The following is a 14853-nucleotide window of genomic DNA, read 5'->3' on the forward strand; positions in this document are numbered from 1 at the left end:
GAGCGGCGAGCGCCCCGCTCTCCTCACCGGACGCCGCTCACTGCACGCCGCTGGTGGTGACCGTGACGGTCCACGGCCCGTCCGGCACCTCTTCGGCGTCGACGAATGCCCAGTCGACGCGGTCGTTCGTGCCGTTCAGAGAGTCGAATGCGAGGCAGCCGTTGACGGCGGGGGAGACGTCGAGGCCCGCCCCATTGAAGCGGGTGTTCGCGGGGCGCTCGTCGGCGTCGCCGAAGACATAGCGGGCGTCGTCGTAGAGGGCGGGGCCGGCGTCCTGGATCTGCGCGTAGCAGTACCGGCCGTCGCGGTGGAGCACCACCCAGCGGTTCTTCATGAGGCTCACCGTGCGGTCGTCGACGATGCCCGCATACTCGGGGTCCGACGCCCAGGGGACGACGTCGCCGCGCATCGCGAAGGCGGCGTCGTTGTGCACGTCGTCGAAGGGGAGGTCGAGGTAGAAGGGGTTCTGCAGCGGCGTGATCTGCGTTGGGAAGTAGTCGTCGTCGGCGCTGCGTCGCTCGGTCTGGCAGGTGCTCGTCTCGTTCGGCCCGTTGATGAGGAGGCCATCGCAGCCGCCATACGACTCGTACCACTGGGAGTCGTAGGTGGAGATCATCTGGCTCCCGTCGGACGCGTTCGGGTCGAAGAGCTCGCCGACCCAGAAGGTCGTCGCGATGATGTTCGTGTGCCACGGGTACTGGCCGCTCGGGAGCTCCCGCGGCGCGGAGGCGGGGGTAGCGGTAGGGGCGGGCGCGGCCGCGCAGCCGACGAGCGCGAGCAGGAGCACGGCTGCCGTGATGCCGCTTCGGCGGGCGCGCTTCATACGGCGACCGCCGCGCCGGGCCGGATGCCGCCGGGAGCGGCGCCCGGCGGCATCCGCTGCGACCCCGGGGTGCCGCCTGCGGCGTACATGCCGACGTCGTCGACGCGCAGCACGCCGTCTTCGAAGAGGCTCAGGCCGAAGCTCATGCCCGTGTAGCCGGGCGGGATGGGCGGCGTCATCCAGATGGCGCGCTCGTACCCGGATGCGGCGTGCAGGTAGGGGCTCGCGGTCCAGTACTCCCAGCTGCCCTCTGCCGTGCGCAGGTAGGTGACGAACTGGGTCTTGGCGGTCGAGGAGTACCAGGCGCGCAGCGAGTAGGAGGTGCCAGGCAGGACGGTGGGCGCGCAGGTCCCGAGGTCGAGTTGGGGGAGGAGCTTCGCGTCGCCGGAGGCGTGTCTGACGGTGGCGACGATGCCGGCGTACTCGCCGGAGTTGGCGGCTCGGCTGGTGCCGAAGTCGGTCGCGTTCTCTCCCCAGCTGCCCTCCATCCAGCAGGCGGGAACCCCGTCGGCGTCGACGCCTTCGAAGCCCGCGTTCTTGATGGCGTTGACGCCGGGCGGTGCTGGGGCTGCTTCCGGGGCGTCGCCCCGGGGGCGGACGTCGCCGCCGATGGTGTCGCCGACGGTCTGCACGACCGTGCCGTTCGTCTCGGCGCGGGGCGTCAGCCATCTGAGGAAGTCGTCGAGGAGCTTCGGGGTGACGTTGAGCTCGCTGCAGCCGGTCTCGCAGAGGTCGTGGAAGGTGAGCTGCACCCATCCGCCGACGGATTCGGCGCTCGTGACGCTGTCCTGCAGGTCTTCGAGGGTCCAGCTGCTGTCGACCTGCGCGGGTGCCTCGGTGTAGAAGGCGTTCCTGGGCGGGATGCTCTCGGCTTCGGCGCACTGCTCGCACCCGAATCGGGTGCGGAGCTCTCCGAGCGAGCGAGCGCTGGAGTAGCCGCATTCCTCGGCCGCCGCTTCGACCTCCGGGGTGGTGGAGGCGAACGGATACGCGAGGCTGCGCACGTCGTACCCCCAGGTGAGGAGCGTGTTCCTGTCCCAGCACAGCTGGCGTTTCGCCTCGTCGAGCGGGAGGGCCGCGAGGTTGGGATGGTCGACGGTGTGCCCGCCGATCTCGTGGCCGGCACGGGCCAGCTCGTCGAGCTCGGCGCGCGTGAAGTAGCCGGGCGCATCGATGAGTCCGGATGAGACGAAGAACGTCGCTGGCACGCCGTTCGCGGCGAGCACGGGGGCGGCGTTCATCTGGTTGTCGCGGCCGTCGTCGAAGGTGAGGCTGACGATGGTCCACGGAGCGGTCGCGGCTTCGGCCGGCGGCGGTCCGGCCCAGCTCAGCAGCAGCGCGGCGCAGAGCGCCGCCGCGGCCGACATGGCGTCCGCGAGCTTGGCGCGTCTGCCGCCCGCCTCACGCGGCCGGAGCCGGGACGCGCGCACTGCTCTGGGGTCCTCTCAGGGGCATCGGGGGAGACGGCATCTCCGAGATCCTGCTGTGCAGCTGGGGTGAGGAGAGCTCGCGGCCGCGGCGCCGCCACCGGTCCGCGAGATGTCGGGCCTCGATGCTGTAGCCGTCGCCGAGGATGCGGAACTCGTGGATGTGCGCGGGGAGCGCGTCCACGTCGCTCGCGATGAACGCCTCGTTGGCGGTCCTGGCGTGGACGAGCGGGGAGCCGTGGGCGGCAGCGGCAAGGTGCCCGCGGCCGGCTTCGAGGACGATGATGCCGCAGTTCCCGTCGAGGCGGGCCACGGCGAGGTCGAGTGCTGAGTGCGCGGAGAGCCGGCGTCGGATGCCCTCCTCGACGAGATGCGCGATGATCTCGGCGCACGACCAGGAGTCGTGGCCCGAGCGTGGGTGGTGTCCGGCGGCGAGCAGCTCGTCGCCGAGGGCTCTCGCGTTGCGGATGCCGCCCGTGTGGACGACCGTGATGCCGCCCGTGCAGTCCGTGGCGGGCTGGCGGGAGTCGGTCGCGGCCTCTGACGCGTCGGCGACGATGACGCCGATGCCGGACCCGCACTCCTGGAGTGCCGGGGGCACGTCGATCCGCTCGAGCGGGCGGTTGGTGTGGGCGCCGATCGCCGTCCTGACGAGCGTCGTGCTCGCCCCGCGGTAGTCGCTGAGCGTCAACCCGGCGAGGGAGTGCCCTGGCCCCGACTGCCGACGCAGGGCGCTGATGAGGCGCGGTGCTGCCTGGCCCGCCCCGATGCGGGCGACGATGGCGCTCACGATCGACCGACGGGGGTCGCCGGCTCCCGGTTCGCGAGACGCATGACGTCGGCGGAGCGAGCCCCCTGGGAGCGGACGTAGCCGGCGACGCGGTCGACGATCTCGGCGAGCGTCGTGCTGGGCACGTAGCCGACCCGGTTCGTGGCCTTGGTGTTGTTCGGGACGCGCCTGCGCATGTCCTCGAAGCCGGTCGCGTATGCCAGGGCGTACGGCACGAACTCGATGGTGCTGTCGCTGCCGAGCTGCGTGATGATCTGCCGCGCGAGCCCGAGCACGGACACCTCCTGCGCCCCGCCGAGGTTGTACGCCTCGCATCCGGGTTCCGCGAGCTCCGCGATCCGCACCATAGCTGGCACGATGTCCCCGACGTAGCTGAAGCAGCGGGTCTGCGCGCCGTCGCCGAAGACGGTGACCGGCTCTCCTCGAAGCGCCTGCGTGATGAGGTTGGGGACAACCATGCCGTACCTGCCGGTCTGCCGCTCGCCGACGGTGTTGAACAGGCGGACGATGGACACGTCGAGGTTGTACTCGTCGGAGTAGGCCTTCGCGAAGGACTCGTCGAGCCCCTTCGCGGCCGCGTAGTTCCAGCGGCTGGCGAGCGGGGAGCCGAGGATCCGGTCGCTGTTCTCGTCGAGGCTGTCTGCCGTGTTCTTGCCGTAGATCTCGCTCGTGGACACGAGGAGAACCGAGGCGCCGCTTCCCACGGCGGCGTTGAGCACGTTCTCGGTGCCGTGGAGGTTGACACGCAGCCCTCGAAGGGGGTTCTCGACGATGAGCTTCACCCCGACGAGGGCTGCGAGATGGAAGACCCGGTCGCAGCCGTCGATCGCCTCGCGCACGCTCCTCGAGTCGAGGATCGAGCCGTAGGTGATCGTGAGCCGCGGGTTGGAGCGCGCTTCGATGAGGTTGCCGACGGACCCCGTCGACATGTCGTCGAGGATGACGACGTCGTCGCCCTGAGCCAGCAGATGTTCCACGAGGTGGCTGCCGACGAAGCCGGCGCCTCCCGTCACGAGTGTTCTCATGGTCGTTGCCTTTCGCTGTTCTCGTCGCGGGTCAGAGGAGGTGGCGGCCGGGCAGGTCGGTGCCCCGGTAGGTGCTGTCGAGGATGACCTGGTCTGCGCGTATCCAGGACAGGTCCTCTCCCGTGTGCCTCGTGTGGATGAGGATGAGGTCAGCGTCGAACGAGCTGGGGTCGTCGACCGATTCGAGGAGCCTGCCCGAGTGGAGCAGCGCGCTCGGGATGTGCGAGTCCGTGTAGGCGAGGTCGACGCCGAGCGCGTCCAGGTGCGAGAGGATCTCGAGCGCCGGGGACTCGCGCAGGTCGGCGACGTCGGGCTTGTAGGCGATCCCGACGACGTGCACTCTGGTGCCCTCGAGGCCGAGCCCCAGCTGCAGGAGCAGGTGGCGGATGCGGTCGACGACCTGCCTCGGCCGTGCCGCGATCCGCGTCATCGCCTGGGCGATCATGGGCGCATCGACGCGCTCCTCCTTGAGCTGCCAGAGCAGATAGTGGGGGTCGCAGGGGATGCAGTGGCCGCCCACGCCGGGGCCCGGGTAGAAGGGCATGAAGCCGTACGGCTTGGTGGCGGCCGCGTCGATGACCTCGGTGACGGGTACTCCGAGACTGGAGCAGATGTCGGCGAACTCGTTGGCGAGGGCGATGTTGACGGCCCTGAAGGTGTTCTCCAGGATCTTCGTCATCTCGGCCACCTCGAGGCTCGAGACGCGGTGCACGGCGTCCGCGTAGCGGCCCAGGAGGGTGGCGCCCGCTTCCTCGCAGGCGGGGGTGGCGCCGCCGACGACGCGGGGCACGACCTCCTGGGAGAACTGGTCGACGCCAGGGTTGATGCGCTCGGCGCTGAACACGACGTGGACGTCGCTGCCGACTGCCAGGCCGCGCTTGCGGAGCGGCGTGACGAGGAAGTCCTCGGTGCAGCCGATGTAGGTGGTCGAGGTGAGCATGAGCAGCTGCCCCACGACGGCTGCGGCAACGGCGGTCGCGGCTGCGGCGGCGAGGAGGCTCAGGTCGGGGACGAGGTGCACATCGACTGGGGTGGGCACGCACACCACGATGGCGGCGGCCCTGCTCAGCAGCTCCTGGTCGTCGGTGAGCGCGAAGCCCTCGTCCTGGAGTGCGGTGGCGAGTCGCAAACGATCGCCGTCGAGGAGATCCGCATCCTGCGCCCGGATCGTGGAGAGCCGGCGCTGCGAGACATCGAGCGCCAGGACGCGGCTGCCGGCTGCGTGGTAGGCGAGAGCGGTGGGGAGGCCGACGTAGCCGAGGCCGACGATGGCCACGTCGTAGTCGAAGCTCGTCTGCGTGGCCGGAGGCCGCACATCCTGAGCGAGGGGCACCGGACTGAGGGAGATCGCGACCGCGGGGCCGCTCTCGAAGGTGGTCATGGGGAGTCTCCAGAATCGACAGAGCACCGCCCTCTGGGGAAAGGGCGCTGCAGATGGGTGCGGCGGTCGGCGTTGACTCGCTCCGCGTCAACAGCATGGCCCCGCCCGCACCGGCGATCAACAGCCGACCGAGAGGTTGGCGGCTTTCCGAGAGGGGCCTCCATTTCTTGCGGGAAACCGAAGCGGCATTGCGGTCTCATGAACGCGATGAGCATCTACCGTCGGGAGGGCGACGAAGCGATTCGGACGCGGGGAGCAGCGGAACAGCCGCCTGCCACAAGGCCGATCACAGCGAGGTGATGACGCGGATGCTCGACGAACTCCCGAAGCTGGTGGTGCTCGTGGCCCTGATCGCCGCCAGCTTCAGCCTCTCCACAGTGCTGTGGTCGGGCGCTGGGCTGCTGCGGATCGTCGCGGCTCGAGTGTGGCAGCGCGACGGTGCGCACCACTCGAGCGCGGGGGGAAGCGTGGGCAGCGGTGAGCGCCGCGCCCCCCGGCGGCTGGAGCCGAGCGACGTTGCCGTGCTGATCGCCGCCCACAACGAGGAGCTGGTCATCGGCGACACCATCCGTTCGGCCGCAGCCCAGGTCCCGGCCGCGAACATCTTCGTCGCCTCGGACGGCTCGACGGATGGCACGGTCGCGCTCGCGGAAGCCGCGGGGGTGCAGGTGATCGACATCTTCCCGAACCGGGGCAAGGCCGGTGCGCTGGTCGAGGGCATCTCGAGGTTCTCCCTCCGGGACCGGTTCCAGGTGGTGCTGCTGCTCGACGCCGACAGCAGGCTCAGACCCGACTACCTGCTGACGGGCCTGCCGCTCTTCGACGACGCTGGCACGGTCGCGGTGGCGGGGAGAGCGACGAGTGCACTGCATCCGCGCCCGGAGACCTGGCTGGGGCGCCTGCTCACCGCCTACCGGGAACGCACCTACGTGTTCGTGCAGTGCATGCAGAAGTTCGGCCAGGCGTCGAGGCGAGCGAATGCGGTCGCCATCGTCCCCGGGTTCGCGAGCATGTACCGCACGAGCATCCTCGACTCCGTCGACATCGATGCGGCGGGGCTGGCGATCGAGGACTACAACATGACCTTCGAGGTGCACGCGAAGCGGCTCGGGCGCATCGCGTTCCATCCGAGCTGTGCGGTCGCCGAGACGCAGGATCCGGACACGCTGCGGGACTACGTGCTGCAGATGCGGCGCTGGAGTCTCGGCTTCTGGCAGACGGTCCGCCGGCACGGCGCGCACGTCGGGGTGTTCTGGTTCTCCGTCGGGATCAGCATCGTGGAGGTGCTCGTGACGAGCATCATCCTGGTGCTCGCGCTGCCGATGCTGCTGCTGTCGACCCTTGCCTGGCTGCTCGCCGACGTCGCGCGCCTCGGCGGTGCAGGGTTCGAGTGGGCCGTGGCCATCGCGGGGGCGGTCCCGCCGGTGATCGTGCTGCTCGGCCTCCTCGTCCCCGACCTGTGCGTGACCCTCATCGCCGCGGTGCTGTCGCGGCGGCTCCCGAACGCGGCGGCGCTCTGCTTCCCGCTCCTGCGCATCGTGGATGCGGCGGTCTGCATGCTCACCTTCGTGCGAGCGTTCGGGGCGGCCGGCGACGGCCGCTGGATCAGCCCGACCAGGCGGAGCATCCCGGCGATCGAGGCTCGCAGCGTGGACCCGACCCCGGACTCGGCCCTGGCCCCGGACCGGGCAGTGGCTGAGGTCGTCAGACGAGCAGCGACATGAGTGCCACGAGGCGCGCCCTGGAGTCGACGCCGAGCTTGCGGTAGATGCGGGTGAGGCGGAGCTCGACGGTGCGCTGCGACACGAACAGGATGCCGGCGATTTCACGGTTGCGGTGGCCGCTCCAGACGAGCTGAGCGAGTTCGAGCTCGCGGGTGTCCAGCTGTGAGATGAGCGCTGAGGCTCCCTTGCGTTGCGGCGCGGGCTGGGCTGCCCGTGCTGCGTCTGGCGGAGCGGTCGGCGGCGGCTCCTCTAATCGTCGGCGGCGCGCCGCGAGGACTCGCGCGTGCTCGTGCGTGTGCGTGATTCCATCCGGGACCAGGGCCCCGGCGACATCGAAGGCGAGCGCTGCGAGTGCGTCCGTGGGGGCGCAGACCGCGGCGGACCGAGCTGCGGCGGCGGTCGCCCACGTGGAGGGGTGCTCTCTGGAGGCGGCCTCCAGCCGACGCAGCTCCTCGCCTGCCTCGTCGTGCCTCCCCGCGAGCCAGAGGGACTCGATGAGTTCCGCATCCGCTCGAAGGATGGACGGGTTCCGCCGGAACGATGCCTGCGAGCGCTTCGCGAGCCGCAGCTCCCGGATGGCATCGTCGTACCTGCCCTCGATGAGGGCCCGGCTGCCGGCGAGCACCGCGACGTGCGGGCGCAGCGTGCTGTTGTCGTCCTGATCGCACTGCTCGCGTGCCCGGTCGATGAGCTCGTTCACCCGAGTCGAGGGGCTCTGCTCGAGCATCGCGGCGGCCGCCGCGATCAGGTACCTGCGCGGTGCATCCGGTGCTGGCTCTGGCATCTCGAGCGTGGTCCACAGGGTGAGGGCCTGTCTCAGCTTGAGGAGGTTGCCGAGTCGCAGCTCGAGCATGGTGAGCAGCGCGAGCGCGGATTCGCGGAGGAGGAGCGGCAGCGGCCCAGCCGCGGTGAGGTCGTCGAGGATACGCCGCGCCTCCACGTAGCGCTCGTCGAGGATCAGGATGCGGCAGAGCAGGAAGGCATCTTCTGCGGGGAGGGGCGAGCGGTCGTGGATTGCACCGGACAGTTGCTGCTCGGGTTCGCCACCGGCGAGCACCGGAGCTTCGCCGTCGCTGGCAGCTGCGATCGTGGCGAGGAGCCGGTAAGCCAGGGAGTCGACGAGCTGCAGCTCGACCGTGCGTCGGAGGGTGAGCTCGAGCGGTTGGGCGTCCCACCGCTCGAGGTGCAGTCGGGCGAGGGTGATGAGGAGGATCGAGCACGCCTCGGGGGCGCTCGCGCGGTGGGTCTGCACGAGAGCGGCGCCTGCCGAGTCGGCGATGACGTGGTCGATCGCGAACGTGCAGAGCATGCTGACCCTCGCCGCGCGGAGCTCACCCGCAGGCGAGTGCTGCAGGGAACGCCCGAACCCCAGGTAGCGGCGGGCCAGGCTGAACTCGCCCTGGAAGAACAAGGCCTCGGCGAGGAGGGAGAGCAGGTCGCCGCGACCCGGCAGCATGCTGCGCAGCGCGAGCGCCCGCTCCGCGAACTCCACCGCCGTGGCGACCTCTCCGGCCCTGGCCGATGCCTCGGCGAAGCCGAGCAGATCCAACTCGAGGTTCTCGCCGCCATCGAGGAAGCTCCCGTGCCAGAGGGCGATGCCGGACGAACGCTCGTTATGAAGCTCCTTGCCGAGCGCGTGCACCTCCCGCCGCTGGCGGGCATCCATCGCGGCGTGCAGCGCGGCGCGCTCCACCGGATCGGCGATGTGCACGCGGTCGTCCGAGACATCGACGATGCCGTGCTCGATGAGGTCCTCGAGTGCGTCCTGCTGCGCCCAGGACGAGCTGCTGAGGGCGGTTCGGGAAGAGAACGGGGCCAGGGCGATGAGCCCCAGGAGGTCGTCGGAGTCGCGAGCGGTGTGGGACGCCGCCTCGGGGGCGACGGCGTTGGGAATTCGGAGCGGGATGCGGATCGGGTCGACGCCGTCGCGCTCACGCTGATTGAGCCTGGCCGAGACGATCAGCCCCGGGCGGCCATCGGAGGCCACAGCGAGGAGCATGAGCGCCTCCCGGGTCGTGCCGTCGGGGGATGCGGTCGCAGCGACCTCCACGGACTCCTCCCGGGAGAGGGCGCGAAGCGGATGCTGGCGGAACCCGGCGAAGACCGAGCTGCGAGCGATGTGCGTCGCTGACGCGGCGATGCGCAACCCGGTGCCAGGGAGGCGCGGCACGAGGTGCTCGAGCACTGCAGCGCTGTCGGAGTCGAGCAGGTCGATGTCGTCGACGAAGAGGGTGAGGGGAGCCGCGTTCGCGCGGAGCTGCCCTGCGAACTCGTCGGCGAGGTGCAGCGGGTGCAGTCGCTCGGCTCTGACCAGCGCGAGCTGCTTCTCGATGCTCTCCTGGGCCGGCCCGCCGAGGCTGAGCGCGATGACCGACAGCCCCGAGTACGGCCATTGGCTCTCGCTCCGTCTCAGCCGGATGAGCTTCGCGCCGAGATCTGCCGCGCCAGCCTCGAGCAGGCTCGTCTTGCCGATCTGCCGTGGGCCGGTGAAGAGCAGGAAGTCCTCCGCGTCCTCCGAGCGCACCGCCGAGAGAAGCGCCAGTTCGCGGTTTCGTCCCAGCATGGCTGCGTCCACTCTCCCACCGGTGGCGTATCGATCAGGAGGGGGAGTGGCGGGGATCGTCGCTTCCGGTGTGCGATGAGTTTAGATGCCGTTGCATGCAGACTCATGTAGTCACCCCGGGTTTCACCCCGGGGTAGAGGTGCCCAGCAACCCTGCAGGCCTGGCCTAGCGGGACAGGCTGAGGAACCTGTACCGGATGCCGGTGCGCGAGGTGAGCCAGCCCTCCGACGGCTCGCGGGCGTCCACCGACCACTCCTCGCCAGACCAGTCGGGGGCGTGCGCGTCGCCAGGGACGTCGAGGTCGATCTCGGTCACCTCGAGGCGGTCGGCGCGCGCGATGGCCTCCCGGTAGAGCTCACCGCCGCCCATGACCCACACGTCGGCGTCGGCGTTTGCATTGGCGTCGGCGTTTGCATTCGTGCTCGTGCCCGCGAGGGCGAGCGCCTCCTCGAGTGAACCGGCGCGCTCGGCCCCCTCTGCGGCCCAGTCAGCCTGCCGTGTCACGACGATATTCCGACGCCCCGGCAGCGGACGGAAGCGTTCCGGGAGCGAGTCCCAGGTCTTGCGGCCCATGATCACGGGATGCTTGAGCGTGACGGCCTTGAAGTGCGCCAGGTCCTCGGGCACGTGCCAGGGGATGCCGCCCTCGGCCCCGATCACGCCGCCGCGCGCCTGCGCCCAGACGAGCCCGACGCTCATACCGCGATCGCCGCGCGGATCGTGGGGTGGTGCTCGTAGTTCGCGACCTCGAAGTCCTCGAACTCGTAGTCGAAGATCGTGTCGGGGGTGCGGTGGACCCGCAGCTGCGGGTACGGGTACGGGTCGCGCGTCAGCTGCTCCCGCACCTGCTCCTCGTGGTTGTCGTAGATGTGCACGTCGCCGCCCGTCCACACGAACTCACCGGGCTCGAGCCCCGTCTGCTGCGCCACCATGAGCGTCAGCATGGCGTAGGAGGCGATGTTGAACGGCACGCCGAGGAACAGGTCGGCGCTGCGCTGGTACAGCTGGCAGGAGAGCTTGCCGTCGGCGACGTAGAACTGGAAAAGGGCGTGGCACGGGGGCAGCGCCATGGTGGAGATCTCGGCCGGGTTCCAGGCCGTGACGATGTGGCGGCGGGAGTCGGGGTTGTCGCGGATCTGCGCGACGACCTGCTCGATCTGGTCGATGTGGCCGCCCTCGGGGGTCGGCCAGGAGCGCCACTGCACGCCGTAGACGGGGCCGAGGTCGCCGTTCTCGTCGGCCCACTCGTCCCAGATCTTCACGCCGCGCTCCTGCAGCCAGCGCACGTTCGAGTCTCCGCGGAGGAACCACAGCAGCTCGTACGCGATGGACTTGAAGTGCACGCGCTTCGTCGTGATGAGCGGGAAGCTCTCCGACAGATCGAACCGAAGCTGGCGGCCGAACACGCTGCGCGTCCCCGTGCCGGTGCGGTCGGACTTGCGGGCGCCGGTCTCGAGCACGTCGCGCAGCAGGTCTTCGTACGGGGTCTTGATCTCCGAAGTCACGTCCCGAGGATACGCCTCGGCGCCCTCTGGGGCATCTCGCGGGAGGCGCGACCTACGCTCGTGGCATGAGCACCCCCGCAGCCTCCCCGTCCAAGCCCGAACGTCTGCTGATCGCCGGCTTCGGCAAGCTCGGTGCGCGGCTGGGGGAGCGGTACGCGGCCCGCGGCACCGAGGTGCTCGGCGTGCGGCGCGGCGAGCGCGTGGCAGGCGCAGGCGTCGAGCTCATCCGCGCTGACCTTGCCGACTCGGGCGCCGCGCCCCTCAGCCTGCCCGGCGTCGACGCGCTGGTCATCACGCTCCCGCCGCCCTCTGTGGACGGCGTCGTCGCGCCCGACGGCTACCGGCGCTCCCTCGAGACGCTCGCAGCGGGCCTGCCGAGCATCCCGGAGCGGGTCGTGTTCGTGTCGTCGACGCGCGTGTTCGAGGGCAGGGGCGACGGCTCCTCGATCAGCGAGACGGACGCGCCGGAACCGACCTCGGACCGGGGCCGCGCGCTCGTCGACGGCGAGCGACGCGCGGTCGAGCTGTTCGGCGCCACCGTCGTGCGGCCATCGGGAATCTACGGCCCGGGGCGGGACAGCCTCATCCGGCGTGTGCTCGCTGGCGACCCGATCCAGTACGCCCGTCGGACGAATCGGGTGCACGAGACCGACCTCGTGCGTGCCATCGAGGCGCTCCTCGAGCGGGCAGACGCGCCCCAGCTGCTGCACGCGACCGACGCCAGCCCGGTTTCCCTCGGCGAGGTCGCGACCTTCGTGGCAGGCGAGCTGGGCGTGGATGCGCCCCCGCGCATCCACCCGGAAGAGGCCGGCGGCACCCTGCTGAGCGGCGAGCGGATGCTTGCATTCCTCGGCGCCCTCGACTACCCCGGCTACCGTGACGGCTACGCCGAGATGGTGCGCCTGCGCGCGGCCTGACCCCGTCCGCCGCCGCTCTCCCGCTGCGCCTGCCCGTCTTCGCCCGGCCTTCGCGCGTCCCTCCCCGTTCCGCGTGCCCTTCCGCTGCTTCCTGGCTATGCGCGTCCCTCCCCGTTCCGCGCAGGGTTGAGTTGTGGTCGTTCTGGCGCGTTCTTGACGACCACAAGTCCGCTTTGGGCGTGCGCGCGGCCCGCCGCCGCATCCGCCGCAGTTCTCCCGCTGCGCCACGACTTCGCGTGCCCCTCCCGGTCCGCCCGCCCTGCGCGGGCCCCTTCTGCCCATGCCTCGTGTGCTTCCCCCACTTGTCCAGAGTTGAGTTGTGGTCGTTCTGGCGCGATCTTGACGACCACAACTGCGCTTTGGGCGTGCGCGCCGAGCTTGGCGGGCACGCCGGATGCCCGGGCGCGGGTTGGGGGATGGCGGGGTGCGGGTTGCTTGGTGCGCACAGCTTGGTGCGGACGGCGCGGTCGCCAGCGCGAGTTCGGGAGAAGCGACGCGCGCGGCAGCGATGCCGGTGCGCGGCATACTGGTGGCGTCGCCGCGAGGCGCCTGCTCCGCCCCCGAGCTCCACCCCGCACTCGTCGCCCGTCACCAAGGGCGACGCCCGAAGGAGTCGCATGCCCGAGCCAGAAGCCCCCGACGAGACCGCGGGTGTGCCCTCACCCGCGTCCAGCTCACCATCGGTGCCCGACTCCGGGCAGTCTGTTCTGGGACAGCCCGTTTCCGGGCAACCTGTTCCGGAGCAGCAGGTTCTCGGGCACCCCGTTTTAGGACAGCACGTTCCCGCGGTGCCCGACTCCGGGCAGCCCGTTCCCGGGCAGCCCGTTCCCGGGCAGCCCGTTCCCGGGCAGCCCGTTCCCGGGCAGCCCGTTCCCGGGCAGCCCGTTCCCGGGCAGCCCGTTCCCGCGTTCGCTGACGCTGACGCTGACGCTGACGCTGACGCGTTCATCCTCACCGCCGGCACGATCGTGACGATGGATGCGCAGCTGCCGCGTGCATCCGCGGTCGCGGTCGCCGGCGCGAAGATCGTCGCCGTCGGCACGCTCGCCGAGTGCTCGGAGGTTCTGCCGGGCGCCCCGGTGCTCGATAGCGGCGCGCCCGTGCTCATGCCCGGCTTCATCGACCCGCACAGCCACCCGTTCCTGAGCGGACTCGCCACGCAGCTCCCGGCGCTGTCGATCGCGCCGTGGAAGGCGCCGCGCTGGAGCGACGTGCTCAGCATCTTCTCGCAGGCGATGGCGGAGAACGACGCGGGTCTTCCCCTGCTCTTCAACGGCTTCGATGCGCTCCTGCACGGTCGCCCGGCCCCGACGGCCGCCGACCTCGATGAGATCTTCGGCGACCGGATCGCTGTGGTCGTCGACAACTCGGGGCACGCCTGCTCGTTCACGTCGGCGCTCATTCGCAGTCGCGGCTGGGACGCGCATCCGCCCGCCGACCCGATCGGGGGATCGTTCGCGCGCGACGCCGACGGCGCGCTCATCGGCATCTCGTACGAGATCCCCGCCAACACGGCCGTGCTGGGCCCCGTCATGCAGCAGCTCGGCGGCAACCCTCTCGGCAGCGCAGCCGAGTACTACGCCCTCATGGCGCGCGCCGGCATCACCTCGACGTCCGACATGACGTTCTCCGCCGACCTCGCCCCCGCCTACGAGGCGCTCGCCGTCATGCCGTCTTCGCCTCTGCGCGTGAGCCTGTGGGAGGTGTCGACCGCCGCAGATCCGGGGGCTTCCGCAACGTTTTCCGCGGGGGAGGAGCGACTCGTCAAGCAGGGCGTGAAGCTCTGGACCGATGGGTCCCCGTGGATCGGCAACGTCGCCACCTCCTTCCCCTACGTCGCGAGCGAGGCGACCGAGCGAGCGGGCATCGACCCCGCGACGGCGGGTGGCGCATCCGCCATGAACTACTCGCGAGCACAGGTGGATGCGATCCTCGACCGTTGCGCGCCGCTCGGCTGGCAGATGTCGTTCCACGCGAACGGCGACCTGGCCATCGACTTCGCTCTCGACGCATACGAGCGCGCGCTCGCCGAGCACGGTCTGCTCGGCACCGACCACCGTTGGCGCATCGAGCACGCGGGGGCTGGGCGCCGCGAGCAGTTCGAGCGGGCCGCGCGCCTCGGCGTCCACGTCTCGCTCGCGCCGTTCCAGTACTACTTCTGGGGCGACCTCCTCGACGGGCACATGTTCGCGCCCGAGCACGGCGCGCGCTGGCAGGCGTTCACCGAGGCGGTCGAGGCGGGGGTCGTGGTGTCCCTGCACAACGACGGCTCCGTGTCCCCGCCGGCACCCATCCTGAACGTGCAGACTGCCGTGACCCGGCGCACGAGCAGCGGGCGCATCCACGCCCCGCAGCAGGCGATCTCGGTGGATGCGGCCCTCAAGGCCCACACGATCGACGCGGCCCGCACCCTCCACCGGGAGCATCTCGTCGGATCGATCGCGGTGGGCAAGCTCGCCGACTTCGTGGAGCTGAGCGCCGACCCGTACGAGGTGACGCCCCGCTACCTCGCGGAGCGTGTGCAGGTCCTCGGAACGTGGGTGGATGGGGCGCGCGTCGACCTGCCGGAGTTCCTCGCCGCGGCGCACGCCAGCGACCCCGCGCCGCACGTCCACCACGCGGCACGCGGCCACACGGGGCACGGCTGCTGAGTCGCGCGGGCCGGGCCTGGCGGGCAGCGTCTCGCGTGCGGGGCCTG

General features: G+C 70.8%; 11 protein-coding genes. 3 read left to right on the plus strand and 8 right to left on the minus strand.

The genetic code is table 11. From position 1 onward, the window contains the following. Positions 1 to 37: 37 nt before the first annotated feature. The 5 genes from C5E05_RS16870 to C5E05_RS16890 are packed head-to-tail and all read right to left on the minus strand — an operon-like array spanning position 38 to position 5446. Complete coding sequence (locus tag C5E05_RS16870) at positions 38 to 823, minus strand: hypothetical protein (RefSeq protein WP_104342568.1); 786 nt, start codon at positions 821 to 823, stop codon at positions 38 to 40. After that, on the minus strand, positions 820 to 2253 hold the full coding sequence (locus C5E05_RS16875; RefSeq protein WP_104342569.1) for a polysaccharide deacetylase family protein: 1434 nt from the start codon (positions 2251 to 2253) through the stop codon (positions 820 to 822). Before C5E05_RS16875 ends, C5E05_RS16870 begins: the two co-directional genes overlap by 4 nt. Then, the gene (locus C5E05_RS16880) at positions 2225 to 3040 is read right to left on the minus strand and encodes a hypothetical protein (RefSeq protein ID WP_181059703.1); all 816 of its coding nucleotides are present in this window, start codon (positions 3038 to 3040) and stop codon (positions 2225 to 2227) included. The genes C5E05_RS16875 and C5E05_RS16880 overlap by 29 nt, the downstream gene beginning before the upstream one ends. Continuing rightward, the gene (locus C5E05_RS16885; RefSeq protein ID WP_104342571.1) at positions 3037 to 4065 is read right to left on the minus strand and encodes an NAD(P)-dependent oxidoreductase; all 1029 of its coding nucleotides are present in this window, start codon (positions 4063 to 4065) and stop codon (positions 3037 to 3039) included. Before C5E05_RS16885 ends, C5E05_RS16880 begins: the two co-directional genes overlap by 4 nt. Positions 4066 to 4096: 31 nt before the next feature. Then, on the minus strand, positions 4097 to 5446 hold the full coding sequence (locus tag C5E05_RS16890; protein ID WP_104342572.1) for a nucleotide sugar dehydrogenase: 1350 nt from the start codon (positions 5444 to 5446) through the stop codon (positions 4097 to 4099). Between the two features lie 308 nt (positions 5447 to 5754). Between C5E05_RS16890 and C5E05_RS16895 the strand changes: the two genes are divergently transcribed. Beyond that, positions 5755 to 7170 (plus strand): glycosyltransferase family 2 protein, encoded by a 1416-nt coding sequence (locus C5E05_RS16895; RefSeq protein ID WP_104342585.1) that lies wholly within the window; start codon positions 5755 to 5757, stop codon positions 7168 to 7170. Here C5E05_RS16895 and C5E05_RS16900 read toward each other — a convergent pair. The 3 genes from C5E05_RS16900 to C5E05_RS16910 all read right to left on the minus strand — a co-directional run bounded on the left by C5E05_RS16900 (position 7151) and on the right by C5E05_RS16910 (position 11238). Beyond that, the gene (locus C5E05_RS16900; RefSeq protein WP_146081156.1) at positions 7151 to 9733 is read right to left on the minus strand and encodes a helix-turn-helix transcriptional regulator; all 2583 of its coding nucleotides are present in this window, start codon (positions 9731 to 9733) and stop codon (positions 7151 to 7153) included. The two genes, C5E05_RS16895 and C5E05_RS16900, sit on opposite strands and share 20 nt — an antisense overlap. A gap of 165 nt (positions 9734 to 9898) precedes the next feature. Next, positions 9899 to 10432, minus strand: a complete 534-nt coding sequence (locus C5E05_RS16905) for a dihydrofolate reductase (protein WP_104244911.1) — start codon at positions 10430 to 10432, stop codon at positions 9899 to 9901. Continuing rightward, a complete protein-coding gene (locus tag C5E05_RS16910; protein WP_104244913.1) occupies positions 10429 to 11238 on the minus strand; it encodes a thymidylate synthase in 810 nt (269 codons plus the stop codon). The genes C5E05_RS16905 and C5E05_RS16910 overlap by 4 nt, the downstream gene beginning before the upstream one ends. A 65-nt stretch (positions 11239 to 11303) precedes the next feature. On the opposite strand from C5E05_RS16910, the gene C5E05_RS16915 reads away from it, so the two are divergent. Then, entirely contained in the window at positions 11304 to 12155 is an 852-nt protein-coding gene (locus tag C5E05_RS16915; protein ID WP_104342574.1) for a sugar nucleotide-binding protein, read from the plus strand. A 617-nt stretch (positions 12156 to 12772) separates the two neighbouring features. Then, positions 12773 to 14806, plus strand: coding sequence for an amidohydrolase (locus tag C5E05_RS16920; protein WP_219819569.1), 2034 nt, complete (start codon positions 12773 to 12775; stop codon positions 14804 to 14806). Positions 14807 to 14853: the final 47 nt, after the last annotated feature.

It is taken from the genome of Pseudoclavibacter sp. AY1H1 (genome assembly GCF_002931055.1).
Lineage (GTDB): Bacteria > Actinomycetota > Actinomycetes > Actinomycetales > Microbacteriaceae > Pseudoclavibacter.

What these genes read in the sequence shown, in the direction of transcription:
- C5E05_RS16870 (WP_104342568.1), bottom strand. Translation starts at nt 823, where the DNA reads ATGAAGCGCGCCCGCCGAAGCGGCATCACGGCAGCCGTGCTCCTGCTC.
- C5E05_RS16885 (WP_104342571.1), bottom strand. Translation starts at nt 4,065, where the DNA reads ATGAGAACACTCGTGACGGGAGGCGCCGGCTTCGTCGGCAGCCACCTC.
- C5E05_RS16890 (WP_104342572.1), bottom strand. Translation starts at nt 5,446, where the DNA reads ATGACCACCTTCGAGAGCGGCCCCGCGGTCGCGATCTCCCTCAGTCCG.
- C5E05_RS16895 (WP_104342585.1), top strand. Translation starts at nt 5,755, where the DNA reads ATGCTCGACGAACTCCCGAAGCTGGTGGTGCTCGTGGCCCTGATCGCC.
- C5E05_RS16900 (WP_146081156.1), bottom strand. Translation starts at nt 9,733, where the DNA reads ATGCTGGGACGAAACCGCGAACTGGCGCTTCTCTCGGCGGTGCGCTCG.
- C5E05_RS16905 (WP_104244911.1), bottom strand. Translation starts at nt 10,432, where the DNA reads ATGAGCGTCGGGCTCGTCTGGGCGCAGGCGCGCGGCGGCGTGATCGGG.
- C5E05_RS16915 (WP_104342574.1), top strand. Translation starts at nt 11,304, where the DNA reads ATGAGCACCCCCGCAGCCTCCCCGTCCAAGCCCGAACGTCTGCTGATC.
- C5E05_RS16920 (WP_219819569.1), top strand. Translation starts at nt 12,773, where the DNA reads ATGCCCGAGCCAGAAGCCCCCGACGAGACCGCGGGTGTGCCCTCACCC.